The following is a 24,959-nucleotide window of genomic DNA, read 5'->3' on the forward strand; positions in this document are numbered from 1 at the left end:
TACGCATGGCATACGCATTGCTGGGCGGGGCGATACTCGCCGAAGTGCTCGGGACGACCTCGATGAAGTACAGCGACGGTTTCACCCGGCTGTGGCCCTCGCTCGGCACCGCGGCCGGGTACCTCATCGCCTTCGGGCTCCTCGCGCAGACCCTCAAGACCCTCTCCGTCGGCACGGCCTACGCCATCTGGTCCGGCATCGGCACCGCCGCCGTCGCCGCCATCGGCATGGTCTTCCTCGGAGAGGCGGCTACCGCGACCAAGCTGATCGGGGTCGTCCTGGTCATCGCCGGAGTCGTCGTGCTCAACCTCGGCGGCAGCCACTGATGGCCCGCCGCTACGACCCGGAGCGCCGTCAGCGCATCATCGACGCCGCGATCCGGGTGGTCGGCGAACGCGGCATCGCGGGGCTCAGCCACCGCGCGGTGGCCGCCGAGGCCGATGTGCCGCTGGGCTCGACCACGTACCACTTCGCCACCCTCGACGACCTGCTCGTCGCCGCGCTGCGGCAGAGCAACGAGGCGTTCCTGCGCGAGACCCGGGAGCGCGGGCTGCTCATGGAGGACCCGGGCGGCCCGGACGGCGACGGCGGCTCCGGCCGATCCGGCGGCTCCGGCCGCGCCCAGGGCGACCTGGCCGCCGAACTCGCCCGGTTCACCGAGGAGACCGTCACCCGTGACCGCCCGCGGGCACAACTGGAGTACGAGCTCTACCTCGCCGCCCTGCGGCACGAAGCGGTCCGGCCCGTCGCCGCCGAGTGGGTCGACCTCATGACGGACCTGCTGGCGGCCCGTACCGACCCCGTCACCGCCCGTGCGCTCGCCGCGCTCGTGGACGGGATGTGCCTCCAGGCCCTGCTCACCGGCCGGGACATCGACCGCGGGGAGGCGTGCGCGATCTTCGCACGGGTCATCGGCGCGGCGGACCCGGCCCGCTGACCTATACCGGACGCGACCTGATCCGGCACCGCCCCCTGCGGCATTCATGTCTTCAGGTGATCGATTCTTGTAGAGCGTCGATCGGAGGACAGTATGAAACAGGCGATGAAGGACATACCGAGGGTGGTGTGGCTCCTTGCGACCGGGATGTTCTTCGTCGCGGCCGTGAGTTTCACCTTCGTCTACCTCTTCGTCTACCTGACGGGTCCCCGCGGGCTCAGCACCTCCCACGCCGGCCTGATCGCCGGCGCCGGAGGCATCGGCATGGTGGCGGGCAACTTCAGCGGCGGCTGGTTCGGCGACCGCTTCGGCCACCGGCGCACCCTGATCACCGGCATGGTCGTGTCCGGTCTCGGCCTCGCCGCGCTGCCCGTGCTCCCGACCGGCGCCCTCGCGATCGTCTTCCCGCTGGCCCAGTACGGAACCGGTGTCACCCGCGCCTCCAACTCGGCGCTCATCGCCTTCTCCGTCCCCGAGGGGTCCCGCCGCCAGGGCTTCGCCCTGCTGCGCTTCATGGCCAACCTCGGCGTCACGATCGGCCCCCCGCTCGGCGCGCTGATCGCCACCACCACCTCGTACGGCTGGCTCTTCGTCGCCGACGGTCTGGGCATGCTGGCGTTCGGCGTCTACGCGCACTTCATCCTGCCCGCCAACGGCAACCACCGGGAGAAGACCCGGCCCCCCGCCGACGCCCCCGGCCTGTGGGCGGCGCTGCGCGCCAAGCCCGCCGTGCTCCTGCTGCTCGTCGCGATCCTGGTCGCGGACACCATCTACCGCCAGCAGTACTCCACCCTGCCGGTGTTCCTGTCCGACCACGGCATCGGCACCAGCGTCTACGGCGCGCTCATCGCCATCAACGGCGGCCTGGTCATCCTCTTCGAGCTGCCCGTCACCGTCGCGCTGCGCCGCCGCGCCCCGCTGCCGATCATCGCCCTCGGCATGGTGCTCGTGGGCGCCGGGTTCGGCGTGCTCTCGGCCGGGCGCTGGTACATCGCCATCGCGGTCGTGATGATGATCCTGCTCACCGTCGGGGACATCCTCTACAAGTCGCCCTCCACCGCGTATGTCGCCGACAACGCCCCCGACCACCTCCAGGGCCGCTTCCAGAGCATGTACGCGGGCGCCTCCATCAGCGGCGTCGTCCTGGCCGCCCCGCTGGGCGGCGTCCTGTACGAGCACGCCCCGGGCGCACTGTGGCCGCTGTGCGCCGTGCTGGGCATCGCCGCCGGCCTCGTCGTCTACGCCGCGCACCGGCTGCCGGGGGCACGGGCCGCCGCCGCGGAGCCGGAAGCGGTCACGGCGACGACGCAGTCCTGAGCCGTGCCCCGGCACCCGCGGCCCGCCGGTCCGGATGACGGGCCGGTTGGGCAGGCGGGGGGACCAGCGACTAGCGTTCGGCACATGACTGACACGACCGCCACCCCCCGTGCCACCGGTGCCGTTGCCGTGGGCCTCGCCACGATCGCCGACGACGGGACCGTTCTCGACACCTGGTTCCCCGCGCCCGAGCTCATGGCGGCGCCCGGCCCCGCGGGGACGGAGCGGCTCAGTGCCGAGCGGGCGGCCGAACTGCTGGGGGAGGCGGCCCCGAAGGCGCTCGGACCCGACCCGCGCCGCGGCGTGGAGGTCGTCGCGGTCCGCACGGTGATCGCGTCGACCGACGACAAGCCGCTGGACGCGCACGACGCGTATCTGCGCCTGCACCTGCTCAGCCACCGCCTGGTGACGCCCAACGGCCAGAACCTGGACGGCATCTTCGGCCTGCTGGCCAACGTCGCGTGGACGTCGCTGGGGCCCGTCCCGGCCGGCCACATCGAGCGTGCCCGCCTCGCGGCCCGCGCCGAGGGGCTGCACCTGTCCGTCCACGGGGTCGACAAGTTCCCGCGGATGACCGACTACGTCATCCCCTCCGGCGTCCGCATCGCCGACGCCGACCGCGTCCGCCTCGGCGCGCACCTCGCCTCCGGCACGACCGTCATGCACGAGGGCTTCTGCAACTTCAACGCCGGCACGCTCGGCACCTCCATGGTCGAGGGCCGCATCAGCCAGGGCGTCGTCGTGGGCGACGGCTCCGACATCGGCGGCGGCGCCTCGATCATGGGCACCCTGTCCGGTGGCGGCAAGCAGATCATCTCCATCGGCGAGCGCTGCCTCCTCGGTGCCGAGGCGGGCATCGGCATCTCCCTCGGCGACGACTGCGTCGTCGAGGCCGGCCTCTACATCACCGCGGGCACCCGGGTCACCCTCCCCGACGCGACCATCGTCAAGGCCGCGGAACTCTCCGGCGCGGACAACCTCCTCTTCCGCCGCAACTCCACGACCGGCACCGTCGAGGTCCTCCAGCGCAAGGGCTCCTGGGGCGGCCTGAACGCGGTCCTGCACAGCCACAACTGACGCCCGCGGGGGCTGTCGCCGCCGACGCGGTCGTCGTCGGGCGCCTTCCCGCCGTTGTGGGACGGCGGGAAGGCGCCCGTGTCGCTGCCTATGCGCCGCGGTCCCAGGACGCCCCCGCCGTGGGGCTCGGCTCCACGCGCGGCGGGGGGTTGCGGGTACCGGGGATGTCGACGACAGCCTCGGTACCCTGAGTTCCGGCAGGCCGCAGGGCCACCGTTCCACCGGCCTGCTGCACGGCCTTCGCCACGATGGCGAGGCCCAGGCCGCTGCCCGGCAGACTGCGGGCCGCCGGCGAGCGCCAGAACCGTTCGAACACGTGCGGCAACTCGTCCGCGGGGATGCCCGGCCCCTGGTCGCGCACCACCAGACGGCCGTCGCTGAGCCGGAGACTCACGGTGCCACCCGTGGGCGAGAACTTGACGGCGTTGTCGAGCAGGTTCAGCACCGCTCTCTCCAGGGCGGAGGGTTCGGACAGCACGTACCACTCGCCCAGGTCACTGCTGAACTCCAGCCCGCTCCCGCGCAGCCTCGCGCGCTCCATGGCGCGCATCGCCACGTCGTGCAGGGCGACCACCTGGACGGACCTCTCGTCCGGTCCGACGTCCGGCCGGGAGAGCTCCTGCAAATCCGCGATGAGGGAGGCGAGTTCCCCGACCTGGGACTCCACCGAGTGGAGCAGGTCGTTCATCGCCTGCTCGGGTAGCTTGCGGCCTGTCGTATGGCTGCGGATCAACAGCTGGGTGTTCGCGCGGAGCGAGGTGAGCGGGGTGCGCAACTCGTGCCCGGCATCGGCGATGAGTTGCTGCTGGCGGTCGCGCGAGATCGCCAGCGCCTCGGTCATGTCGTTGAAGCTCCGGGAGAGCCTGGCGATCTCGTCGTGGCCGTCCGCGGCGATGCGAATGGTCAGGTCCTGCGTGTGCGCGATCCGCTCGGCGGCGTCCGTCAGATGTTTCACCGGCCGCAGGCCGGCGCGGCTGATCCCCATCCCCGCCGTGGCCGCGGCCAGGACGCCGACTCCCGCGAAACCGAGCAGGAAGAGAGCGAGACTGTTCAGCGGTTCGTCCACCACAGCGAGCGACTGGGCGATGGACACCGCGTACGGGGCCGCACTGTCGGGACGCTTCGTCGAAACGCGCATTCTCTGCCCGTCCTCGGACACGGTGTCATGCATCGACGAGGCGAGGACGCCGCGCGCGACGGCGAGATCATTCGCGTCGACCCCGAACTTCCTGTCGCCGGGGGCCACGCACACCGTGCCGTCGGCGGTGACGACCTGCACCACGTAGGGGGTGGGTGTCTCGGTGTGCTGACTCGTGTCCACCGGTTTCATGCCGCACACGCTCAGCAGCCTGTGGACGTACGGCGGCGCGGCCTCCACGTTCTGCAGGTTCGAGTCGAGCTGGTCGCTCAGCTGCTGGCGCGTGATGAGCCAGGACGCCGTGGCGACGGCACTCACGGCGACGGCCACGGCCAGGGCGGTGGACAGTCCCAGCCGCAGCCGCAGGGTCAGATGCCGGAACGGGTTCTTCATTTCGGTCGGCCCCCCGGGGCTTACTTCGCGGCCTCTGCCCCCGGCGGGGCCGGCGCGTTGCATCGTGGCAGCCCACCGGCCCGGCGGTGGCGTGTTCGTGCGCCGCGACTGTACGACGCGAACATGAGAGCCGTCTGAGCTCTCCGCCGGCGCCGGGTGGTCCGGGGACTTCGCTGCGGTGGTGCCGCGTCCTGCCGCATGATCCACTCATGGAGTGCGAACGGCACAAGCGGGCCTTCTTTCTTGCGGCCTCCGTCCTGGTGGCGCTCGAAGCGGCCGCAGGAGTCGGCATCATGTGGATCGCGACGTTCGGCGTCGGCCGGGTGATGTGTGTGGGAGGCGGTCGGGACGCACGACAGCTGCTCGCCCACGCCGTACGAGTGCGGGCTGTTCGGGGCGGCCGTGCTGATCGCTTGCGCTCATGCTGTGCGCCGCGGTCGTCCTGGGCTCGCCCCGGCGCCTCAGCGCGGCTGCCGCGCCGGACGGGAGTGGTGCTGCTCTCGGTCGTGGTCGTTCTCCATGTCTGCTGCCTGGCCCGTTGGGCGATGACCGAGTCCCTGGGCGGGGGCCTGCTGCTGGAGGACGCGGCAGGCCTCTGCGTAACCGCGTACGTCATCAGGGCAGGCGCGGTGCGCATGCGACGGCCGGCGGCGGCCGGACCGGCCATGACCCGTGCCAGGCAGGTGTGAGCGGCCCCGCGACCGTGCTGCTGGGCGACAGGCGCAGGTTCGCCTCCGAGGTCGGCGAGTGGCGCGGTCCGCGACTGCGACGGGTGGACCTGTGGGTCGCCGGGCAGTGGGTGACCTGCGACGGCAACACGGCCTTCGTCCCGGGGCTCCGGCGCGCGGTGGAGGAGACAGCCGCCGAGGTGCGCGACGGGCACGGATCGGGCCTGCCCTTCGCGGGTGTCTCCGCCGTGGAGGCGCGTCAGCGCATCGTCACCGGCACCGGCACCGGCACCGGCACCGGCACCGGCACCGGGAACGAGGAAGCGGACCGGTAGCTGCGCACACGGTTCGTCTTCTTCGACGCCTGGGGACCCACGACCGACAATGTGCGGGCGTTCCTCTTCCACGACGGGGACGACATGGTGATCACAGTCGAGTTCCGGCGCCCCGGGCATCTGCTCGGGCAGGGTGACCACGTGGGCGAGGTCTTCGCTGCCGGGATCCGGACCGCGGAATGCACAGGCGTCCTGAGGGATCCTGCGGCCGCCCTCGACGGGGAGTAGCGGGCGGCCGGTCCTGGCCCAGGCGATGTCCCGGCTTGCGAGGACGCCGCGTGCGAGAGGCGTGGGGGAGTCCGGGCCGCCGCTGAGCGGCGAGCCCCATGAGGGGGCGTGCCACGCGGCTGCCGACCCTTCCGCCGCCCCGCTCGGCAGGGCGTCGCCACCGAGCAAGGCAGCGACATCGGAGGGCGGTGGCCGGATCGTCGGGGCGGAGCGGTTGCGCGGCGGGAGCGACAAGGGGCGGGCAACCTCCCGGACGCCCTGGTACCGCTGCCGGGAGGACGGGGTGAGGCGACGTCAGGAGCCTGCCGGGAAGGCGTCCCAGAGCGGAGGAGCGCCCCGCGGACCGGGCCCGGGGCGTCAATTCGGCGGGGGCGGTTGCGGTAACGGCGGGTGACGGACCGGGGAAGCGCGCCCAGGGGGCGCAGACGAGTCTAGGCTGGGTCTGCGCGCGAACGCGCCCCCCGAAAACCGCTGTATTGGAGACCCCGTCATGGCCGCTGACCGCCTCGACCTGCCGCCCGTGAGGCTGCTGCCCGAGGACGAGCTGGCGCGGCTCGCGCTCGCCGTGCCGCTGCTGGACCGGGCGGTGCGACTGGCCCGCTGGTCCGCGCCGCACGTGCCCGTCGACGCCATGGGAGAGCTGACCGCGGAGGACCACGCACGAGCGGTGCGGGAGCTGGGGCTGGAGGACGCTCCCGACGGTGCCGCGGAGACGGCGCAGGCGTGGGGCGTGGCGGTCGACGCCGGCCTGGTGGACCTGGACATCGAGGAGCCGGACGACGACGCCCCCGCGGCGGAGCGGGTGGCGGCGCTGGACGAGCCGGCGGGTCGCGCGGTGCCCGGCGAGGCGCTGCGGGGTGTGGACGAGGGGACCCCGCGCGACGTGCTGGAGCTCTGGCTCGCGGCGGTGGAGACGGCGCTGTCCGAGGCGGCGGCCCCCGACCTGGAGAGCCTGATGGACGAGCTCGGCCCGGAGGGCGAGGTCGACCCGGAGACCCTGGACTGGGACCCGGAGGAGGAGGCCGAGTTCCTGGACGGGGCACTGGTCAACCTCTACCTCTTCGGCGCCATGGAGGACGGCGGCGGCGAGGGACAGGACGCCGTCCCGCTGCCCGTGCTGGCCGCCTCCCTCGTCGTCCCGGAGGACGTGGAGGAGCCGAGCGACGACCTGCTGGAGGACGTCACCGAGGTGATGATGCGCCTCGACGACCACTTCCGGCTGCTGACCACCACCGGGCTGATCGACTACACGCCGCTGGACGAGGCGCTGATCGAGGAGGCGGAGTCCGAGGAGGAGTCCGCCGCCGTGGTCGGCGCCGACGACCCGCAGGAGATCGGGCCCGAGGAGGTCTCCCGGTACGGCCTGGTGCGGCTGACCCCGCTCGGTGTGTTCGGCGTGCGCGCCCGCATGCTGGAGGCCGGTCTGAACGCCCCCGCCGCCGGCGACCTGGCGGAGCGGCCGGCGTCCGACCTGCTGGAGGCGCTGTTCGGGTACCCGGACCACATCGCCCGCCGCGAGGCCGATCACTGGCTCGCCCGGCGCAAGCCGTTCGAGGCGGCCCGTGAACTGCTGGACGCCGCGCGCGGCGAGGATCGCAACGCGCCGGGCCGACGGCTGGTGGCCCAGCAGACGCTGAGCCTGCTGGGGGGCGAGGCCGAGCCCGCCCTACGTGAGGTGCTGTCCGACCGCGAGCTCGGCGGTCTGGCCCGGGTGTGGCTCACGGAGCGGGACGCCACGGACGTGCCCGCGCCGGACGAGGACATGATCTTCTGGCTGACCATCGACACCATCGCCGCCCAGCTCGACGCGGACGACGACCCGGAGCTGCTGCGCGAACTGGTCACCGACCTGGTCGCCCGGCACGACGGCTTCTTCTCCGCCGCCTGGCGCGTCGACCACCCCGCCACGGCCGACGTCCTGGAGGCGATGGGCCGGCTGCACCCGGACAAGCGCCTGGCGAAGGACGCGCGCAAGGCGGCCTTCAAGGCGCGCTCGTCGGGGACCGGCACGTCCTGAACCCGGCGCGCCGGCCCGAACGCCTCGGGGAATGGGCGGCGGAACGTCGCCCGCAGTTCAACTCCCGTTGGCCGTGGAGCGCGAGCGTGAGGTGCGGCAGAGAAGAGACCTTGTGGCCCGAGGAGAGTAACGATGCCGCTCACTCGCAGAGACTTCGCCAGGCGCACTGCCATGACGGGTGCCGGTGTCGCGCTGGCGGGAACCGTCGACGTTCTCGCGACCGCCCCCGGAGCCCTCGCGGCCGGGGCGCCCGCCACCGCCGAGGCGGCCGGGGAGTCCCGGCACCACGGGCAACTGGGCTACGGCGAGCTGATCCCCGACCCCGAGGGCGTTCTGGCGCTGCCCAAGGGCTTCTCGTACCGGATCATCACCCGCAGCGGCGTCACCACGCTGGAGTCCGGCGAGTCCACCCCCTCCAACCACGACGGCACCGCCACCTTCGAGGGTCTGCGCGGCGCCACCCTGCTGGCCAACAACCACGAGCTGGCCGGCGCCCGCGCCGACTGGCCGCACCCGGTGCCGCTGACCGAGGGCCTGGTCTACGACTCCGGCGCCGCGGGCGGTGTGACCATCGTGGAGGTCGCGGCGCACGGCGGCCACGTCGCGGAGTGGGTGGGCGTCGCCGGCACGGCGACCAACTGCGCGGGCGGCAGCACCCCGTGGGGCACCTGGCTGACCTGTGAGGAGACCGAGGACAAGGCCGGCACGAACGGGTTCTCCAAGGACCACGGCTATGTCTTCGAGGTCGACCCGTACGACCGCAGGGCCAACCGCGACCCCAAGCCGGTCAAGGCGCTGGGCCGCTACGCGCACGAGGCGGTCGTCGTCGACCCCAAGCGCGGCCATCTCTTCCTGACCGAGGACGCCTCGAACCCCAACGGCCTGCTGTACCGCTGGACCCCGCCGGCCGGCTTCCACCACGGCCGCGGCCGGCTGCACGGCCTGTCCGACACGGCCGGTGTGCTCCAGGCCTTCAAGTGCTTCGACTCCGGCGGCCGGTTCGTCGACGACCTCTCCCGCGCCACGAGGATCGGCACCGTCTACGGCGTGGACTGGGTCGAGGTCCCGGAGCGCGACGCCAAGGTCACCTCGGTGCGCAAGCAGTTCGCGGCCGGTGCGGTCACGCGCGCCCGGAAGCTGGAGGGCATGTGGTGGGGTGACGGCGGTGTCCACATCGTCTCGTCCTACGCCCGTGCGGAGAGCCCCGGCACCGCGCACGACGGCGCCGTCTGGTTCTACGACCCCAAGCGCCGCACCCTGACCCTGAAGGTCCTGCTCGGTGTGAACCCGGACCCGTCGGTGGACGGCGCCTTCGACGGCCCCGACAACATCACGGTCTCGCCCTACGGCGGTCTGGTCATCGCCGAGGACGGCGAGGGCGTCCAGCACCTCTTCGGCGCCCTCGGCGACGGGCGTACGTACCCGATCGCCCGCAACGAACTGAACATCGGAACCGCGCAGGAGCCGGAGTTCAGCGAGTTCACGGGGGTGACCTTCTCGCCCGACGGCAAAACGCTCTTCGCCAACATCCAGGTGCCGGGCATCATGCTGGCGATCACCGGCCCCTGGCGCCGCCAGGGCCGCGGCGGCGCCTGCTGACCCCTCGCACCGCGCGCCGAAGGCGCCCGGCGGGCCGTGCCGGTCACGGCCCGCCGGGCGCCGGTGTGCTCACAGGGCCCGCGCGGCCGGCTTGACCATGCCCTTCACCGTGCGGGAGTCGACGAACTCGCCCAGCGCCGTCATCTCCCACTCACCGGAGAACTGGCGGATGAATTTGACCATCATGACGCCCGTGCGCGGCTCGCCGCCGGTGAGGTCGAAGCGGACCAGCTCCTCGCCGGTGGTGGCGTCCATCAGCCGGCAGTAGGCCTTGGCGACCTGGTTGAACTTCTGACCGGAGAAGGAGTTCACGGTGAACACCAGGCCGGTGACCTCGGGCGGCAGCCCGCCGAGGTGGACGGTGATCGCCTCGTCGTCGCCCGCGCCCTCGCCGGTGAGGTTGTCACCGGAGTGCTGGATCGCGCCGTTGAGGATCGTGAGCCGGCCGAAGTAGCAGGACTCGATGTGGTTGCGCTGCGGCCCGTACGCGATGACCGAGGCGTCCAGGTCGATGTCCTTGCCGCGATAGGCGGGCTCCCAGCCCAGGCCCATGCGGACCGTGGCCAGCAGCGGCTTGCCGCCCTTGACCAGGGAGACGGTCTGGTTCTTCTGGAGGTTCACCCGGCCCTTGTCGAGATTGATCTTGCCGCTGCCGGGCGGGGCGGGCGGCGCCGGAGGTGCTGGGGGTGCCGGCGGAGCGGGCGGCTGCGGGGCCACGGAGGGAGCTGGGGGCGGGGGCGCCACGGCGGGAGCCGGCGGTGCCTGGGGCGCGGCGGCCGCCGCGGGTGCCTCGTCCACGCTGACGCCGAAGTCGGTAGCGATGCCGGCCAGTCCGTTCGCGTACCCCTGGCCGACCGCGCGGGCCTTCCAGGCCCCGGCGCGGCGGTAGATCTCGACCACGACGAGAGCGGTCTCCGTGCTGAGCTGCGGCGGGGTGAAGGTGGCGATCACGGCGCCGCTGTCCGCATCGCGGAGCGTCGCGGTGGGCTCGGTGCCCGCGAAGGTCGCCCCCGCGGCGTCGGGGCTCGCCGTGATGACGATCTTCTCGATGTCCGCCGGGACGGCTACGGTGTCGACCGTGATCGCGTCGGGGGAGGCGCCACCACCGGACCGGTGGGTGACGCCGGGGCCGGAGGGCTGGTTGTAGAAGACGAAGTCGTCGTCGGAGCGCACCTTGCCGTTGGCGGCGATCAGCAGGCCCGACACGTCCAGCCGCACGGGCGCGGAGACCTCCACTGCCACGCGCGCTGTGGAGAGCGGCACATTCGAGCCGGGTGTCATAGCGGTCATGTTCCGCTTAACGATCGTTCCGGGTTTACGGTTCCATTACCGAACGGAGATTTCACGTGTCACGCATGGTGGTCATCAGCGGAGGCGGTACGGGCATCGGACTGGCCGTCGCGGAGGCCTTCGCCGGCGACGGTGATCAGGTGGTGCTCATCGGCCGGCGCAAGGAGGTGCTGGACGCCGCGGTCGCCCGGCTGGGCGAGGACACGGCGCTGGCCCTGCCCGCGGACCTCACCGACGAGTCGGAGGCACAGCGGGTCCGCGACACGATCGCCGAACGCTTCGGGCGGGTGGACGTCCTGGTCAACAACGCGGGCGGCAACGTCGCCCTGGGCGCGGGCGAGCAGACCCTCGCCGGGGTGTGGACGGACAACTTCCGGGCGAACGTCCTGACCGCCGTCCTGCTCACCGAGGCGCTGCGCGACCTGATCGCCGACGACGGCCGGGTGCTGCTGCTCAGCTCGATCGCGGCGATCCGGGGCGGCGGCTCGGGTTCCTACGGCGCCGCCAAGGCGGCCCTGCACCCGTACGCCTACGACCTGGCGGCGGAACTGGGCGGGCGGGGTGTCACGGTCAACGTCATCGCTCCCGGCTTCGTCGACGACACCGGGTTCTTCGGCGGCCGCATGACGGACGAGCGGCGGGCGGTCCTGGTCGGCCAGACGCTGAACGCCCGGGTCGGGGTCCCGCAGGACGTCGCCTCCCTCGCGCACTGGCTGGCCTCCCCGGGCGCGGGTCACATCACCGCGCAGATCCACCAGGTCAACGGCGGTGCCGAGCGCGGCCGCTAGGACCCGGCGCGGACGGCCCCCGCGAGGGGCGCCGGCATCGCCGTGCGGTCAGTGCGGCCACATCGGCGGGTGCGTGGTGAAGTGGCCGCCCAGGTGTGCGTGGTCGGGGTTGGCGGGGTCGAGCTCGCCCTGCTCGGCGACGAGCTTCGCGGCGTACGGCTCGGAGTCGTCGCGGGGCTCGTAGCCCAGGGCGCGGGCGCCGGACAGGTCCCACCACAGGCGGGTGTTGGCGGAGCTGCCGTAGACGACGGTGTGGCCGACGCCCTCGGCGGTGAGGGCGGCGTGGAAGAGCCGGGCGCCGTCCTCCGGGCTCATCCAGACCGAGAGCATGCGCACCGAGGTCGGTTCGCGGAAGCAGGAGCCGATGCGGACGGAGACCGTCTCCAGTCCGTGCAGGTCCCAGTAGAGCTGGGCGAGGTCCTCGCCGAAGCCCTTGGACAGCCCGTAGAAGGTGTCGGGGCGGCGCGGGGTGTCGACCGGGATGAGGGGGTCGTCCCCGACCGGGCGGGGGGTGAAGCCGACGGCGTGGTTGCTGGAGGCGAAGACGATCCGCCGGACGCCTTCCTCGCGGGCGGCCTCGTAGAGGTGGTAGGTCCCCTCGATGTTGGCGTGCAGGATCTTCTCGAAGGAGGACTCCAGGGAGATGGCCGCGAGGTGGACGATCGCGTCGACGCCGCGTACGGCCTCGCGCAGGGCCGCCCGGTCGGAGAGGTCCGCGATGATGGCGTCGGGTGCGCCCTCGACGGGTACGACATCGAAAAGACGCAGGTCATAACCGTATGCGGGGAGCAGTTCGCGCATCAGGGTGCCCAGGCCGCCCGCGGCGCCGGTGAGCAGGATCGTGCGGGGAGCGGGCATGCGCGAGTCTCCTCGGTCGCCATGGTCCACGTCCGTGGACACCATTCATATGTATGGACACGGTAGAGAGCCCCCGCGGAAGCGTCAAGACACCACCACCAGCGGCTCTCTTCCTTGACCCCTACATATGTGCTGCTTTAGCGTAAACGCGTTCATGAATATGGACATGGATCAGATGAGCGCACAGTCGCTGCCAGCCTGCAGGGAGAACGCGATGACCGAAGCCGTCTCACTCGCCGCGCGCCTCGACGGACTGCTGTTCTTTCCCGTGACGCCTTTCGCGCCGGACGGAGCGGTGGACCTGGAGGCCTTCCGCGCGCATGTGCGCGCGGGGATCGAGGCGGGCGCGGGGGCGGTGTTCGCCTGCTGCGGCACCGGGGAGTTCCACGCGCTGACGCCCGAGGAGTTCCGGGACTGCGTGGCGGCCGCCGTCGAGGAGAGCGCGGGCCGGGTGCCCGTCGTGGCGGGCGCCGGCTACGGCACCGCCCTCGCCCTGCAGTTCGCCCGGCTCGCCGAGGCGGCGGGCGCCGACGGACTGCTCGCGATGCCGCCCTACCTCGTCGTCGCCGACCAGGCCGGGCTGCTGCGGCACTACGCCGCCCTGGCCGCCGGCACCTCCCTGGACGTCATCGTCTACCAGCGCGACAACGCGGTGTTCACCCCGGCCACCGTCACCGAGCTCGCCCGCATCCCGCGGATCGTCGGCCTCAAGGACGGGGTGGGCGACCTCGACCTGATGCAGCGCATCGTCAGCGCCGTCCGCAGCTCCGTACCGGACCGCGACTTCCGCTACTTCAACGGCCTGCCCACCGCCGAACTCACCGGCCTCGCCTACCGGGGCATCGGCGTCACCCTCTACTCCTCCGCCGTCTTCTGCTTCGCCCCCGAGATCGCGCTCGCCTTCCACCGGGCCCTCACCACGGGCGACGACACCACCGTGAACAGGCTCCTCGACGGCTTCTACCGGCCCCTGGTCGAGCTGCGGCAGCAGGGCCGCGGTTACGCCGTCTCCCTGGTCAAGGCGGGCGTACGGCTGCGCGGCCTGGACGTGGGCGAGGTGCGGCCGCCGCTGTCGGAGCCGGCCCCGGCGCACGTGAAGGAACTGGCCGAGCTCATCGACCGCGGCCTCGCCCTGCTGGGCGAGGACTGACCGCCCGTGCACGGCAGCCCTCGACCTCCAGCCAACCTCACGCCAAGGGAGCCGAGTTGAGAGCCTCCACGTTCGTCTACCCCTGGGACGTCGTCGGTGACCCGGACGCCGCCGAGCGCCTGGCCGCCCTCGGCGTCCAGCAGGTCACCCTCGCCTCCGCCTACCACTCCACGCGGGCCCTCACCCCGCGCCACCCCGCCCGGCGCGTCGTCACCGCCCGGCACGCCGCCGTCCTGTACCCGCCCGATCCGGGGCACTGGGCCGGGCGGGCCCTGCGGCCGTACACCCAGGACTGGGCGGGCGCCGCCGACGCGTACGGGACGGCCGCCGAGGCCCTGCGGGCGGCCGGGCTGCCCGTGCACTCCTGGGTCGTGCTGGCCCACAACTCCCGTCTGGGGGAGGAGCACCCGGGCATCATCGTCCGCAACGCCTTCGGCGACCGCTACCCGTGGGCGCCGTGCGCGGCCCGGCCCGAGGTGCGCGAGTACCTGGTCGCGCTCGCGGCGGAGGCCGCCGTGCGGCCCGGCACCGACGGCACCGAACTGGAGAGCTGCGGCTGGTACGGCCTGGCCCATCTGCACGCGCACGACAAGACCGGCGGCGTTCCGCTGCCCGGTGCCGCGCAGTACCTGATGTCCCTGTGCTTCTGCGAGGTGTGCGAGGCCGGCTACACCGGCCTGGGGGCCGACGCGCGGGAGCTGCGGGCGGCGGTGCGGGCGGCGCTGGAGCCCGTGTGGGCGGGCGCGTGGGCGCCGGGCACCGACGAGTGGGCCGACGTGGAGAAGCTGCTCGGCGCGGACCTCGCCGCGCTGACCCTCGACTGGCGCGCCGGCGTCGCCCGGGAGGTGCAGCGGGCCGCGGTGGAGGCGGTGCGGGCGGCTGCCCCGCCCGGCTTCCAGGTCCTCCTGCACGCCGATCCGCATCCGCACCGGGCCGGCGCCAACGCGGGCGTCGACCCGGCACACATCCTGGCCCTCGCGGACGGGCTGGTCCTGCCGGGCACCGACCACCTCGCCGCCTGCGTCCCGCACACCCGCCCCGGCACCGTCCTGGCCGCCAACTTCCCCGTCGTCGCGGGCATGGGCGGCAGCCCGCACACCCTTGTCGCGGACGCCGCCCGGGCCGCCGCGCTCGGCGCGACCGAACTGCGGCTTTACCACGCGGGGCTGGCCTCGGACGCGGATCTCGGCGCGGTGCGCGACGCGCTGGCCGCGTTGTCGGCGCCCGGCTGAGCGCAGGGCTCAGCGCGTCTTCAGCGTGTCCCGCAGCCAGTCGAAGACGACCTCGCAGTGCTGCTGCGGCGCCATCGGGGAGCAGTGCAGCTGCGCCCCGGTGGCCGCCGTCAGCCTCACGTAGTCCTTGGGGGCGGTGAGCTTGTCGTACAGTTCGCGCGGCTGTCCCGGGTAGAACTGCTCGAAGTCGTAGTCGAGGACCAGAGTGGGCGCCTTGATGCGGCCCACCACCCCGCTGATGTCCAGCGCCTGGACGCGCCGCGCGGGAGTGGAGAAGTCGCTGAACGTCCGACCCGCCCGCGCGTCGCGCATCGCCTGGGCGGAGAAGGGTTCCATGCGCTTCCTCAACGTCGCGGCGTCCTCGGGGGAGAGCGCGGGGACGACCTCCTTGTTCCACAGGTTGTTGGTCTCCCGCGGGTCCGGGGTGAGGATCCTCCGGATCTCCGCCGGGAAGCCCAGCCAGGGCCGCAGCACACCGGGCATCGCGGCCAGGGCGGCGATCCGGGGCTCGAACGCGGCGGCGCGGGGCGCGAGATTGCCCGCCATGCTGAGCCCGGTGAGGGCGATCCTGTCGGGGTCCACGTCGTCCCGGGCGACCAGCCAGTCGACGAGCGGGGTGACCACGTCCTCCCAGCGCGGGGTGAAGACGACCTGGTCCACGAAGAGCAACTGCCCCTGCCCCGGGCCGTCGTAGACCAGGGCGTTCCAGCCGCGCTCCAGGGCGGCCGCCGCGCCGTAGGTCCATATATCGACATTCTGCCCGTCGCTGCCGTTGGTCAGGATCACGGTGGGCCGCCGGCCTGCGGAGGTGTCCGGACGGAAGAACCACACCGGCATCGGTGTCTGCCCGTACGGGACCCGCGCCGTCTCCGGGGCCGGGTCGCACAGCGAGCAAAAGGTGTCCCAGGCGTCCCGCCCGGCCCGGTACAGCCGCTCCTCACCGCCCGGGTCGTCGGAGCCGAGGACGAAGAACAGCGCCTGGCCGTAGTACTGGGCGGCCCGCAGCGCGCGGAAGCGGGTGGTCTGCCGGTCGGGTGCGGGACCGCGGGGCGCCTTCGTCAGCCGGTCGCCGAGCCCTTCGAACGTGGTGGTCCAGTGCTGCGCGGACGGACCGGCCTCGTTGATCGCCTGCACGGCGGTCAGCACCTCGCCCACCTCGGCGGCGCGCCACCCCGACGCGCCCAGCGCGAGCAGAGCGTTGAAGTTGTAGGCCGGGTCCTTGACCAGGGTCATCGCACCGGGTGTCGGGCCGTCCGCCGAGGGGGAGCCCGACGGCCCGGGACCCGCCGGGGGAGTCGCCGCGGACGAGGCGCCCATGGGTGTGCACCCGGCGGCCAGCAGGGCCCCCGCGCCGCCGGCCGGCGCGGTGAGCGCGGTGCGCCGGCCGGGGGTGGAGGCGCGGTCCGCCGATACGTACGTCATGCCGGCCGAACGTAGAAGCCGTACCGGCGCGGCCCGCCCCACCACACCGGCCGTTCCCCCGAACGGCCCCTCACCTCCCGGACCCGCCGGGGCCATTGACGGTGCCAGCACGTCGTCCTACGGTCGTCATGTCGTACGTCATATATGAGACGCCGTGCAGAAGAACGGAGAGCCGCTCCATGGACCTGCTGGCCGTCGCGGTACCGACCCCCATCCCCTCCCGCACCCAGGTGGTGCTGGAGGCGATCAGGCGCGGCATCCTGACCGGACGGCTGACGCCGGGGCAGGCCCTGGTCGAGACCGAACTCGCCGCACAGTTCGGGGTGTCCAAGACCCCTGTGCGGGAGGCCCTCAAGACGCTGGCGGGTACCGGCCTGGTGGTGATGAGCCAGTACAAGTGCGTGACCGTGCGCGCGGTCGACGCGGAGATGGCACGGCAGATCTACGACGTGCGCCTCCTGCTGGAACCGCAGGCGCTGCGCCGCACCGTCGCCCGCCGCGCCCCGCTCGACGCCGCCCGCGAGGCACTGGAGCGGGCGGACGCCGCCGTGGACCGGGCCGAACGGTCGCTGGCCAACCGGGACTTCCACGGTGCGCTGTACGGGCCCTGCGGCAATCCACTGCTGGCCCGGGTGCTCGATGACGTCCGCGACCAGGCGGCACTGGTGTCGGCGGTCGTCTGGCAGAAGGACCCCTCCTGGGAGCGGGAGGCGCGCGAGCACCGGGAGATCCTCGCCCGCGCGCTGGCCGGCGACGCCGAGGGCGCGGCCCGCCTCCTGCACGACCACATGGCGGGCTTCGTCGCGCGGGCCTTCCCCGGCGACGGCACCCCCTGAGCCGCGTCCGCGCCCCGGACCGGCAGGTCCTCGATCCGAAGGACAACCGCATGTCATTCGCAGAGCAGTCCGCCGCGCTCGCCGGCCTCGTCGCGATCCCGGTGACCCCCTTCGACGCGGACGGGGGCGTGGCGCGCGGCACCTACCGCGCGCTGCTGCGCCGGCTGCTCGACCACGGGGTCCGGACAGTGACGCCGAACGGCAACACCGGCGAGTTCCACGCGCTGGACCCGGCCGAGCGCCGCCTGGTCGTCGAGCTCACGATGGCGGAGGCCGACGCCGGAACCCAGGTCGTCGTCGGCGTGGGCCTCGACGTGGCCACCGCCGTGGCCGCCGCCCACCACGCACGCGACGCGGGGGCCCGGATGGTGATGGTGCATCAGCCCGTCCACCCCTACGTCTCCCCGGAGGGCTGGGTCGACTACCACCGGGCGATCGCCGATGCCGTCCCCGGGCTCGGTGTCGTCCCGTACGTCCGCGACGCGGCGCTGGACGGCGGGCTGATCGGCAGGCTCGGCGCACTGTGCCCGAACGTGATCGGCGTGAAGTACGCCGTGCCGGACCCCGCCCGCTTCGCGGCCGTCGCACGGGACGCCGGGCTGGACCGCTTCACCTGGGTCACCGGCCTGGCCGAGCTGTACGCCCCCGCCCACTGGGTGGTCGGCGCGACCGGCTTCACCTCGGGGCTGGTCAACGTGGCGCCGCGGGTCTGTCTGGAGATGCTGCGCGCGCTGCGCGACGGCGACCACGCGGCCGCCATGAAGGTCTGGGAGCAGGTGCGGGAGTTCGAGGACCTGCGGGCCGAGGACCGGTCGGCCGGCAATGTGTCCGTGGTCAAGGAGGCACTGGCCGTACTGGGGCTGTGCCGCCGCGATGTGCGGCCGCCCGGCCATCCGCTGCCCGAGGACCGGCGCGAGCGGGTGGCCGCCCTGATCGCCGGCTGGGACCTGTGAGCCGGGCCGCCCCGCACGCAGGGACCGCGGGCCGATGAGGGCGCCCGAGGAGCTCCGCAGCCACCGCTGGTACGCAACGGACGGCCTGCGGTCGTTCAGCCACCGGGCCCGCACCCGGCAGCTGGGCTATCTGCCCGAGGAGCACCTCGGCAAGCCGGTGATCGCGATCCTCAACACCTGGAGCGACATCAACCCCTGCCACGTCCATCTCCGCGACCGCGCCCAGGCGGTCAAGCGCGGGGTGTGGCAGGCGGGCGGCTTTCCGCTGGAGTTCCCCGTGGCGACGCTGTCGGAGACGTACCAGAAGCCGACGCCCATGCTCTACCGCAACCTGCTCGCCATGGAGACCGAGGAACTGCTGCGCTCCTACCCCGTGGACGGCGCCGTCCTGATGGGCGGCTGCGACAAGTCGACGCCCGCGCTGCTCATGGGCGCCGCCAGCGCAGGCCTGCCGGCCGTCTTCGTCCCCGCCGGGCCGATGCTGCCCGGCCACTGGCGGGGCGAAGTGCTCGGCTCCGGCACCGACATGTGGAAGTACTGGGACGACAAGCGGGCGGGCCTCATCGGGGACTGCGAGATGGCCGAGCTGGAGAGCGGCCTGGCCCGCTCGCCGGGCCACTGCATGACCATGGGCACCGCCTCGACGCTGACCGCCGCCGCGGAGGCGCTGGGCGTGACGATGCCCGGGGCCTCGTCGATACCCGCCGTGGACTCCGGGCACGACCGGATGGCCGCGGCCTCCGGGATGCGCATCGTCGACCTCGTGCGGCAGGACCTGCGGCTGCCGGCGCTCCTCTCGCGCGAGGCGTACGAGGACGCGGTGGCCACCGTGCTGGCCCTGGGCGGCTCGACCAACGCCGTGATCCACCTGATCGCGATGGCCGGGCGCTGCGGGGTCCGGCTCACCCTGGACGACTTCGACCGCATCGCGCGTACGGTCCCCGTGCTGGCGAACGTCCGGCCCGGCGGCCGGTACCTGATGGAGGACTTCCACTTCGCCGGCGGCCTGCCCGCCTTCCTGACCCGGCTGCGGGATGCCGGGCGGCTCCACCTGGACCGGCCGACCGTCGCGCACGCCACCTTGCGCGAACAGCTCGCCGGTGCCCGCGTGCACGACGAGGACGTCATCCGGCCGCTGGACAACCCGCTCGCGGCGGAGGGCGGCGTCGCCGTCCTGCGCGGCAACCTGTGCCCGGACGGCGCCGTCATCAAGCACATCGCCGCCGAGCCGCGCCTGCTGAAGCACACCGGCCCGGCCGTGGTCTTCGACGACTACCGGACCCTGCAGCGGACCATCGACGACCCCGGTCTCGGCATCACCGAGGACAGCGTCCTGGTGCTGCGCGGCTCCGGCCCGCTGGGCGGTCCCGGCATGCCGGAGTACGGGATGCTGCCGATCCCCGAGCGGCTGCTGAAGAAGGGCGTGCGGGACATGGTGCGGATCTCCGACGCGCGCATGAGCGGCACGAGCTACGGCGCGTGCGTCCTGCACGTCGCGCCCGAGTCGCACGTCGGCGGTCCGCTCGCCCTCGTCCGCACCGGGGACCCGGTCACCCTCGACGTCGGGGCGCGCACCCTGCGCCTGGAGGTCGACGACGCCGAACTGGAGCGCCGCCGGGCCGGGTGGCAGGCGCCCCCGCCGCGCTTCGGCCGCGGATACGGCGCGCTGTACCAGGATCAGGTCACCCAGGCCGACACCGGCTGCGACTTCCGCTTTCTGGCCCGGCCCGGAGACGTGCCGGAGCCGTACGCCGGTTGAGACCGGCCCGGCCCGCACCCGTCAGAAGGAGTACCGGTCATGTCCTGAGGCGGGTGCGCGGCTCAGACCGTCGGCGCGGGGCGGGCCGGTTCCCGCCGGCCCTCGTACCAGAGCGCGGTGCCGGTCACGAGGGCGCCGACGCCCTCCCACACGCCCACGCCGAGGAAGCCGGACGGCGCCCGGCCGATCACCACGGCCGTGGTGAAGACCGCGAAGGTCAGCAGACGGAAGGGCACGGTCCAGCGGAAGAAGACGCGCCAGTCGGCGAGCGCGGCCAGCACGTAGTAGACGCCCATGTTGAGGGCGGCCATGGAGGAGGCCGTGAGGAAGACCAGTGTGTAGTCACCGCTCGCGCGGGCGTCCGGCCGGTGGAAGCCGAGCAGGGACAGCTGCACGGCGGGCGAGACGATCCCGACGATGCCGAGCGCGGCGGCGAGCAGACCGAAGACGGCCATGGTCCAGCCGGAAAGGGAGCGGGGGAGACGCACCGGTCCTCCAAGTCCTGGGACGGCAGCGTTGCGGCGCCCCAACTCCCTTGATCCTAGGGGATGTTCAGGACGCCTCCCGCCGCACGGGATCCGTCGTCGCCGGGCCGGCGGCAGGAGAGTCCGCGCCCCCGCCCGACGACGAACGGGGCCGTCACAGGCGGCGCGTGGCCAGGGTGAGGCGGTCGCGCGCGTCGAAGAGCGCGTCCTTGATCAGTTGTTCGTGCGCCGGGGTCAGCCGGGCCACCGGCACCGAGCAGCTGATGGCGTCCCGGGAGGGCGTCCGGTAGGGGATCGCGACACCGAAGCAGCGCAGGCCGAGGGTGTTCTCCTCGCGGTCCACCGCGTAGCCCTGCTCGCGGATCCGGCGCAGTTCCGCGATCAGCTTCTCGCGGTCGGTGTGGGTGTGCTCGGTCAGCGGTTCCAGCGTCTCCGGCAGCAGTTTGCGGACCTGCTCGTCGGTGTACGTGGCCAGCAGCGCCTTGCCGAGCGAGGTCGAGTGGGCCGGCAGCCGGCGGCCGACGCGCGTGAACGGCCGCAGGTAGTGCGAGGACTGGCGGGTCGCCAGGTACACCACACTCGTGCCGTCGAGGCGCGCCAGGTGGATGGTCTCGCTGGTGTCGTCCGAGAGCCGGTCCAGGGTCGGGCGCGCCGCGGCGACGACCTCGTCGCCGTCGATGTACGAGGTGCCGACCAGCAGGGCGCGCACCCCGATGCCGTAGCGCGTGCCGGTGCCGTCCGTCTCGATCCAGCCGAGCTCGACGAGCGTGCGCAGCAGCATGTACAGACTGGACTTGGGGTAGCCGACGGCCTCCTGCACTGCGGCGAGACTGTGCATACCGGGCTTGCCGGCGAAGAACTCCAGCAGTTCCACCGTCCGCACCGCGGATTTGACCTGCGCGCCGCCCTCACCTGCAGCCATCTGGAGTGGACCCCTCTTGTTCGGCCGGGACCCGCGCAAGTAGGCTCCCGAACAGATTCACAGTTGCGGATGCTGTTCAGCATATCGAACGGAAGGCCTGGAGGTACCCGCGGTGGCCGTACCAGTGTGGAGCGTCGATCCCCGTACCGGGAAGCAGCGGGAGCAGGTTGCCGTCGAGGCCACGGCCGAGGAGGTCGACGCGGTGGTGCGCGCCGCGGCCGCCGCCTTCCCGGCACTGGCCGACCGTGAGGTCAGGGCCCGCCTGCTGCGCACCGCGGCCGACTTCCTCGAGGAGGCCGGCCCGCGCATCCTGGAGGCCGCGGACGCCGAGACCGCCCTCGGGCCCGTTCGGCTCACCGGTGAACTCGGCCGCACCGCCTATCAGTTGCGCGCCTTCGCCGACATCGTCGACGAGGGTGCGTACCTCGACGTCATCATCGACCATGCCGACGCCTCGCTCGCCCCGCCCCGCCCCGACCTGCGGCGCTGGAAGATCCCGTTGGGCGTCGTCGCCGTCTACGCCGCGAGCAACTTCCCGCTCGCGTTCTCCGTGCCCGGCGGCGACACCGCCAGTGCCCTGGCCGCGGGCTGCCCCGTCGTCGTCAAGGCGCACCCCGACCACCCCGCCACCAGCGAACTGTGCGCGGACGCCCTGCGGCGCGCCGCCGTCGCGGTGGGCCTGCCCGCCGACGTCGTCTCGGTCGTGCACGGATTCCAGGCCGGCATCGACCTCGTCCGGCACCCGCTCGTGGCCGCCGCCGGCTTCACCGGGTCGGTACGGGGCGGGCGCGCCCTGTTCGACGCCGCCGCCGCGCGGCCGGTGCCGATCCCGTTCCACGGCGAACTCGGCAGCCTCAACCCCGTGGTCGTCACGGAGGCCGCCGCGGAGGAGCGCGCCGAGCAGATCGGCGCGGGCCTCGCCGGGGCGATGACGCTCGGCGTCGGACAGTTCTGCGTCAAGCCGGGCCTCGTCCTGGCCCCGCAGGGCGAGGCGGGCGACCGGCTGCTCAAGTCGCTGGCGGCGGCCGTCGGCGACGTCACCCCGGGCACGCTGCTCGACGCGCGCATGCGGGACAACTTCATCGCGGGCATGGGCGAATTGACCGCGCTGCCCGACGTGGAGTCTCCCGTGGAGCCCGGCGACGGCGGCGAGCACCTGGTGCGGGCCGGCTTCGTCTCCGTCCCGGCCGCCCGGCTGACGGAGGGCGGCGGCGCCCACGACGCGCTCCTGGAGGAGCACTTCGGGCCGGTGACGGTCATCGCGCGGTACGCGAACGAGGAGGAGGTCGAGGGCGTGCTCGGCCGGCTCCCCGGAAACCTCACGGCCACGGCGCACCTGAGCGAGGCCGAGGCGTCCGGCGCCGGTGCGGAACTGCTGCGCAGGCTGACCCCGCTGGCGGGGCGCGTCGTGGTGAACGGCTGGCCCACCGGCGTCGCCGTGGCCCCTGCCATGCACCACGGCGGTCCGTACCCCGCCACGACGTCCACGTCCACGTCGGTGGGCGGCACGGCGATCGAGCGGTGGCTGCGGCCGGTCGTCTACCAGGACGCGCCGGAGGGGCTGCTGCCGGCGGAACTGCGCGACGCGAATGTGCGGGGGCTGCCCCGGCGCTTCAACGGACGGCGCGAGGCCTGACGCTGCGCCGGACGTGCCGGGTTTTTCCCGCCCGCCCGGGTGCCCGGCGCGGTAAGTGACCGCCTGCGCCCGCGTGCGTAGTGGGGTCGGTGCCGCGCCGGGGGGACCCCCACGGCGCTCGCGGTTTTGGCCTGCAGGGTTCCATACCGCGGTCGCTGCTCGTCGCTCCACCAGCTACCGCTGGGAGGTGCCCCCAGCGGGGGGCACCCCGCCACACCCCCCTCCGGGCCGCCTCGGGGCGGCTGACGGCCGGTGGAGGTGCTGTTGGCGGTGCCGGCCGGGCACTTGGACTGCGCTGCGCCAACGAGTGCCCGAGCACGGTGCCGCCCCTGCCCACCCGCCGGGGATCAGGCGCGAACACAACGGAGGCGGCGGGGCGTTGGGGACACACCCGGCCGAAGGTTGGGGAGGGTGGAGGCGCTGGACGTTCGGCATATCTGTGTGCGGTATCCGGGGTGGTCGAAACGGGGTGCTGGAAACGCACGTGAATATCCGGTCCAGGACGCGCAGCCCCGAAGGCCCCGGACCCGGCCCACCCTTACACGCGCGTCGGGGCGCCCAGACCTCACAGGGTTGGGGGAGGTGGCGGGCGGGGAGAACCCGCCCCCCACAGGCTCAGCCGACAGGCGTGAAGTCGCGCGTTCCGATGAACTCCGGCCTCCGTACCGGCGCCGCGAACGGTTCGACCGCCGCGTTCTCCACGCTGTCGAACACGATGAAGACGTTGCTGCGCGGGTGCGGGAATTCCGCTCGCGGAAGGGTCAGGCCGTCCAGGCGGTCCCGGCCGCGGCGAGGGCGGCGGCCGGATCCGTCACGCCCAGAGCCGTGCCGAGGGCGCGCAGGGTGCGCAGGACGACGTCGAGGGAGGCGTCGGGACCGTAGTGGTTGACGCGGACCATCCCCTTGGCGAGCGCGCCGCCCCCCGCCACCAGGGGCAGGGCGGGATCGGCCGTGAGCGCCCGGGCCGCCAGGTCGTCGGCGGCGACGCCGTCCAGGGTGCGCAGCGTCGTGGCGACCGGTGCGGCGTCGGCGTCGCGGTGCACATAGGGCTCCAGCGCTGCGCCGAGCGCGGCGGCACCGGCCCGGGTCGCCGCGGCGGCGGCGCGGTGCCGGGCGAGGACCGTGCCGAGTCCGGTCTCCTCGAGGCGCTCGAGGCAGGCTTCCAGCGCGAGCATCTCCAACTGCGCGGGCGCGTGCGGCAGTGCCCTGCGGCCGGTGTCGATCCAGCGCTGCTTCCAGTCCAGAAGTGACAGGTACGAGCGCCGCGGCGCCGCCGGGTTCTCCGCGAATCGCCGCCACGCCCGCTCGCTCACCGAGACCGCGGACACGCCCGCGGGACCGCCCATCGCCTTCTGGGCGCCGATCACGCACAGGTCGACACCCCACGCGTCGACCTCCAGCGGTTCGGCGGCCACCGAGGCCACCGCGTCCACCATGAACAGCGCGCCGTGCGCCCGGACGGCCTCGCCGATCTCCGCGACGGGGTTGGTGTTGCCGGTCGCCGCCTCCGCGTGCACCAGGGAGACGAAATCGATCTCCGGGTGCTCGGCCAGCGCCCGCGCGACACCCTCCGCGGTCGCCGCGGCGTGGAAGGGCACCTCCAGGTCGACCACCCGGGCGCCCGCGTCGCGCAGCCAGTTGCCGAAGGTCTGCCCGTACGGCCCGGTCACCACGTTGAGCGCCGCCCCGCCGGGTCGCGCTCCGGAGCGGATGCATCCCTCGAGCGGCAGCAGCGCCTCGCCCTGCGTGATCACCACGTCGTTCCCGGTCCGCAGCAGCGCCGCGACCTTCCGCTCGATGGAGGCGAAGCGGGCGGCGGTCAGCGGGGGCAGGTCGAGGAGGGGGTGGGACACGGCGGCGCTGCTTCCTTCGTCGGGTTGTTCGAGGGGTGTACGGGCCCGAGCGTACTCGCGGCCTCG

The 24,959-nt window shown here is 73.3% G+C and carries 22 protein-coding genes and 1 pseudogene; 15 read left to right on the top strand and 8 right to left on the bottom strand.

Features of this window, described 5'->3' with window-relative positions; genetic code table 11:
• Positions 1-5: 5 nt before the first annotated feature.
• The 4 genes from RV983_RS27405 (at position 6) to dapD (ending at position 3,331) form a co-directional block, all read left to right on the top strand.
• On the top strand, positions 6-326 hold the full coding sequence (locus tag RV983_RS27405) for a DMT family transporter (RefSeq protein ID WP_475988388.1): 321 nt from the start codon (positions 6-8) through the stop codon (positions 324-326).
• Positions 326-937: a TetR/AcrR family transcriptional regulator gene (locus RV983_RS27410; protein WP_475988389.1), complete on the top strand. Its 612-nt coding sequence runs from the start codon at positions 326-328 to the stop codon at positions 935-937. The genes RV983_RS27405 and RV983_RS27410 overlap by 1 nt, the downstream gene beginning before the upstream one ends.
• A gap of 105 nt (positions 938-1,042) precedes the next feature.
• Complete coding sequence (locus tag RV983_RS27415) at positions 1,043-2,254, top strand: MFS transporter (protein ID WP_475988390.1); 1,212 nt, start codon at positions 1,043-1,045, stop codon at positions 2,252-2,254.
• Between the two features lie 84 nt (positions 2,255-2,338).
• Entirely contained in the window at positions 2,339-3,331 is a 993-nt protein-coding gene (gene dapD / locus RV983_RS27420) for a 2,3,4,5-tetrahydropyridine-2,6-dicarboxylate N-succinyltransferase (RefSeq protein ID WP_475988391.1), read from the top strand.
• 88 nt (positions 3,332-3,419) lie between these two features.
• Here dapD and RV983_RS27425 read toward each other — a convergent pair whose 3' ends face one another.
• Positions 3,420-4,862, bottom strand: coding sequence for a sensor histidine kinase (locus tag RV983_RS27425; protein WP_475988392.1), 1,443 nt, complete (start codon positions 4,860-4,862; stop codon positions 3,420-3,422).
• A 491-nt stretch (positions 4,863-5,353) separates the two neighbouring features.
• On the opposite strand from RV983_RS27425, the gene RV983_RS27430 reads away from it, so the two are divergent.
• From RV983_RS27430 to RV983_RS27445, 4 genes are all read left to right on the top strand, one after another.
• The gene (locus RV983_RS27430) at positions 5,354-5,551 is read left to right on the top strand and encodes a hypothetical protein (RefSeq protein ID WP_475988393.1); all 198 of its coding nucleotides are present in this window, start codon (positions 5,354-5,356) and stop codon (positions 5,549-5,551) included.
• Complete coding sequence (locus RV983_RS27435) at positions 5,548-5,865, top strand: hypothetical protein (protein ID WP_475988394.1); 318 nt, start codon at positions 5,548-5,550, stop codon at positions 5,863-5,865. Before RV983_RS27430 ends, RV983_RS27435 begins: the two co-directional genes overlap by 4 nt.
• Before the next feature lie 718 nt (positions 5,866-6,583).
• Complete coding sequence (locus RV983_RS27440) at positions 6,584-8,110, top strand: hypothetical protein (RefSeq protein WP_475988395.1); 1,527 nt, start codon at positions 6,584-6,586, stop codon at positions 8,108-8,110.
• Between the two features lie 132 nt (positions 8,111-8,242).
• Positions 8,243-9,709 (top strand): alkaline phosphatase PhoX, encoded by a 1,467-nt coding sequence (locus tag RV983_RS27445; protein ID WP_475988396.1) that lies wholly within the window; start codon positions 8,243-8,245, stop codon positions 9,707-9,709.
• A gap of 69 nt (positions 9,710-9,778) precedes the next feature.
• Here the strand turns inward: RV983_RS27445 and RV983_RS27450 are convergent, their stop codons facing one another.
• Complete coding sequence (locus RV983_RS27450) at positions 9,779-10,990, bottom strand: TerD family protein (protein ID WP_475990474.1); 1,212 nt, start codon at positions 10,988-10,990, stop codon at positions 9,779-9,781.
• A 65-nt stretch (positions 10,991-11,055) separates the two neighbouring features.
• On the opposite strand from RV983_RS27450, the gene RV983_RS27455 reads away from it, so the two are divergent.
• Positions 11,056-11,787, top strand: coding sequence for an SDR family NAD(P)-dependent oxidoreductase (locus RV983_RS27455; RefSeq protein WP_475988397.1), 732 nt, complete (start codon positions 11,056-11,058; stop codon positions 11,785-11,787).
• A 48-nt stretch (positions 11,788-11,835) separates the two neighbouring features.
• Here RV983_RS27455 and RV983_RS27460 read toward each other — a convergent pair whose 3' ends face one another.
• Positions 11,836-12,645: an NAD-dependent epimerase/dehydratase family protein gene (locus tag RV983_RS27460; RefSeq protein WP_475988398.1), complete on the bottom strand. Its 810-nt coding sequence runs from the start codon at positions 12,643-12,645 to the stop codon at positions 11,836-11,838.
• A gap of 214 nt (positions 12,646-12,859) precedes the next feature.
• Between RV983_RS27460 and RV983_RS27465 the strand changes: the two genes are divergently transcribed.
• A complete protein-coding gene (locus RV983_RS27465) occupies positions 12,860-13,795 on the top strand; it encodes a 5-dehydro-4-deoxyglucarate dehydratase (protein WP_475988399.1) in 936 nt (311 codons plus the stop codon).
• Positions 13,796-13,851: 56 nt separating this feature from the next.
• Positions 13,852-15,027 carry a hypothetical protein gene (locus tag RV983_RS27470; protein WP_475988400.1) on the top strand — a complete coding sequence of 392 codons (1,176 nt, stop codon included), beginning with the start codon at positions 13,852-13,854 and terminating at the stop codon, positions 15,025-15,027.
• A 9-nt stretch (positions 15,028-15,036) separates the two neighbouring features.
• Here RV983_RS27470 and RV983_RS27475 read toward each other — a convergent pair whose 3' ends face one another.
• A complete protein-coding gene (locus tag RV983_RS27475; RefSeq protein ID WP_475988401.1) occupies positions 15,037-16,449 on the bottom strand; it encodes an alpha/beta hydrolase family protein in 1,413 nt (470 codons plus the stop codon).
• A gap of 179 nt (positions 16,450-16,628) precedes the next feature.
• Between RV983_RS27475 and RV983_RS27480 the strand changes: the two genes are divergently transcribed.
• From RV983_RS27480 to araD, 3 genes are read left to right on the top strand one after another with little or no spacing between them, the layout of a single operon-like run.
• Positions 16,629-17,285 carry a GntR family transcriptional regulator gene (locus RV983_RS27480; RefSeq protein ID WP_475988402.1) on the top strand — a complete coding sequence of 219 codons (657 nt, stop codon included), beginning with the start codon at positions 16,629-16,631 and terminating at the stop codon, positions 17,283-17,285.
• 50 nt (positions 17,286-17,335) lie between these two features.
• Positions 17,336-18,238: a dihydrodipicolinate synthase family protein gene (locus RV983_RS27485; protein WP_475988403.1), complete on the top strand. Its 903-nt coding sequence runs from the start codon at positions 17,336-17,338 to the stop codon at positions 18,236-18,238.
• Between the two features lie 34 nt (positions 18,239-18,272).
• On the top strand, positions 18,273-19,997 hold the full coding sequence (gene araD / locus RV983_RS27490) for an L-arabinonate dehydratase (protein WP_475988404.1): 1,725 nt from the start codon (positions 18,273-18,275) through the stop codon (positions 19,995-19,997).
• Between the two features lie 62 nt (positions 19,998-20,059).
• Here the strand turns inward: araD and RV983_RS27495 are convergent, their stop codons facing one another.
• Both RV983_RS27495 and RV983_RS27500 read right to left on the bottom strand, forming a co-directional pair.
• Entirely contained in the window at positions 20,060-20,452 is a 393-nt protein-coding gene (locus RV983_RS27495) for a hypothetical protein (protein ID WP_475990475.1), read from the bottom strand.
• 184 nt (positions 20,453-20,636) lie between these two features.
• Complete coding sequence (locus tag RV983_RS27500; RefSeq protein ID WP_475988405.1) at positions 20,637-21,404, bottom strand: IclR family transcriptional regulator; 768 nt, start codon at positions 21,402-21,404, stop codon at positions 20,637-20,639.
• A gap of 112 nt (positions 21,405-21,516) precedes the next feature.
• On the opposite strand from RV983_RS27500, the gene RV983_RS27505 reads away from it, so the two are divergent.
• Positions 21,517-23,040: an aldehyde dehydrogenase (NADP(+)) gene (locus RV983_RS27505; protein WP_475988406.1), complete on the top strand. Its 1,524-nt coding sequence runs from the start codon at positions 21,517-21,519 to the stop codon at positions 23,038-23,040.
• A gap of 615 nt (positions 23,041-23,655) precedes the next feature.
• On the opposite strand, the pseudogene RV983_RS27510 reads toward RV983_RS27505, so the two are convergent.
• A pseudogene (locus RV983_RS27510) lies at positions 23,656-23,781 on the bottom strand (ectoine hydroxylase); the annotation flags it as partial.
• A 20-nt stretch (positions 23,782-23,801) separates the two neighbouring features.
• The gene (locus RV983_RS27515; RefSeq protein ID WP_475988407.1) at positions 23,802-24,893 is read right to left on the bottom strand and encodes a pyridoxal-phosphate-dependent aminotransferase family protein; all 1,092 of its coding nucleotides are present in this window, start codon (positions 24,891-24,893) and stop codon (positions 23,802-23,804) included.
• Positions 24,894-24,959: the final 66 nt, after the last annotated feature.

The sequence above is a fragment of the Streptomyces sp. RLA123 genome, assembly GCF_056270165.1.

Coding starts and splice junctions, on each gene's coding strand:
- RV983_RS27480 (WP_475988402.1), top strand. CDS start 16,629: ATGGACCTGCTGGCCGTCGCGGTACCGACCCCCATCCCCTCCCGCACC.
- RV983_RS27440 (WP_475988395.1), top strand. CDS start 6,584: ATGGCCGCTGACCGCCTCGACCTGCCGCCCGTGAGGCTGCTGCCCGAG.
- RV983_RS27410 (WP_475988389.1), top strand. CDS start 326: ATGGCCCGCCGCTACGACCCGGAGCGCCGTCAGCGCATCATCGACGCC.
- araD (WP_475988404.1), top strand. CDS start 18,273: ATGAGGGCGCCCGAGGAGCTCCGCAGCCACCGCTGGTACGCAACGGAC.
- RV983_RS27465 (WP_475988399.1), top strand. CDS start 12,860: ATGACCGAAGCCGTCTCACTCGCCGCGCGCCTCGACGGACTGCTGTTC.
- RV983_RS27460 (WP_475988398.1), bottom strand. CDS start 12,645: ATGCCCGCTCCCCGCACGATCCTGCTCACCGGCGCCGCGGGCGGCCTG.
- RV983_RS27475 (WP_475988401.1), bottom strand. CDS start 16,449: ATGACGTACGTATCGGCGGACCGCGCCTCCACCCCCGGCCGGCGCACC.
- RV983_RS27450 (WP_475990474.1), bottom strand. CDS start 10,990: ATGACACCCGGCTCGAATGTGCCGCTCTCCACAGCGCGCGTGGCAGTG.
- RV983_RS27500 (WP_475988405.1), bottom strand. CDS start 21,404: ATGGCTGCAGGTGAGGGCGGCGCGCAGGTCAAATCCGCGGTGCGGACG.
- RV983_RS27425 (WP_475988392.1), bottom strand. CDS start 4,862: ATGAAGAACCCGTTCCGGCATCTGACCCTGCGGCTGCGGCTGGGACTG.
- RV983_RS27485 (WP_475988403.1), top strand. CDS start 17,336: ATGTCATTCGCAGAGCAGTCCGCCGCGCTCGCCGGCCTCGTCGCGATC.
- dapD (WP_475988391.1), top strand. CDS start 2,339: ATGACTGACACGACCGCCACCCCCCGTGCCACCGGTGCCGTTGCCGTG.
- RV983_RS27405 (WP_475988388.1), top strand. CDS start 6: ATGGCATACGCATTGCTGGGCGGGGCGATACTCGCCGAAGTGCTCGGG.
- RV983_RS27445 (WP_475988396.1), top strand. CDS start 8,243: ATGCCGCTCACTCGCAGAGACTTCGCCAGGCGCACTGCCATGACGGGT.
- RV983_RS27495 (WP_475990475.1), bottom strand. CDS start 20,452: ATGGCCGTCTTCGGTCTGCTCGCCGCCGCGCTCGGCATCGTCGGGATC.
- RV983_RS27415 (WP_475988390.1), top strand. CDS start 1,043: ATGAAGGACATACCGAGGGTGGTGTGGCTCCTTGCGACCGGGATGTTC.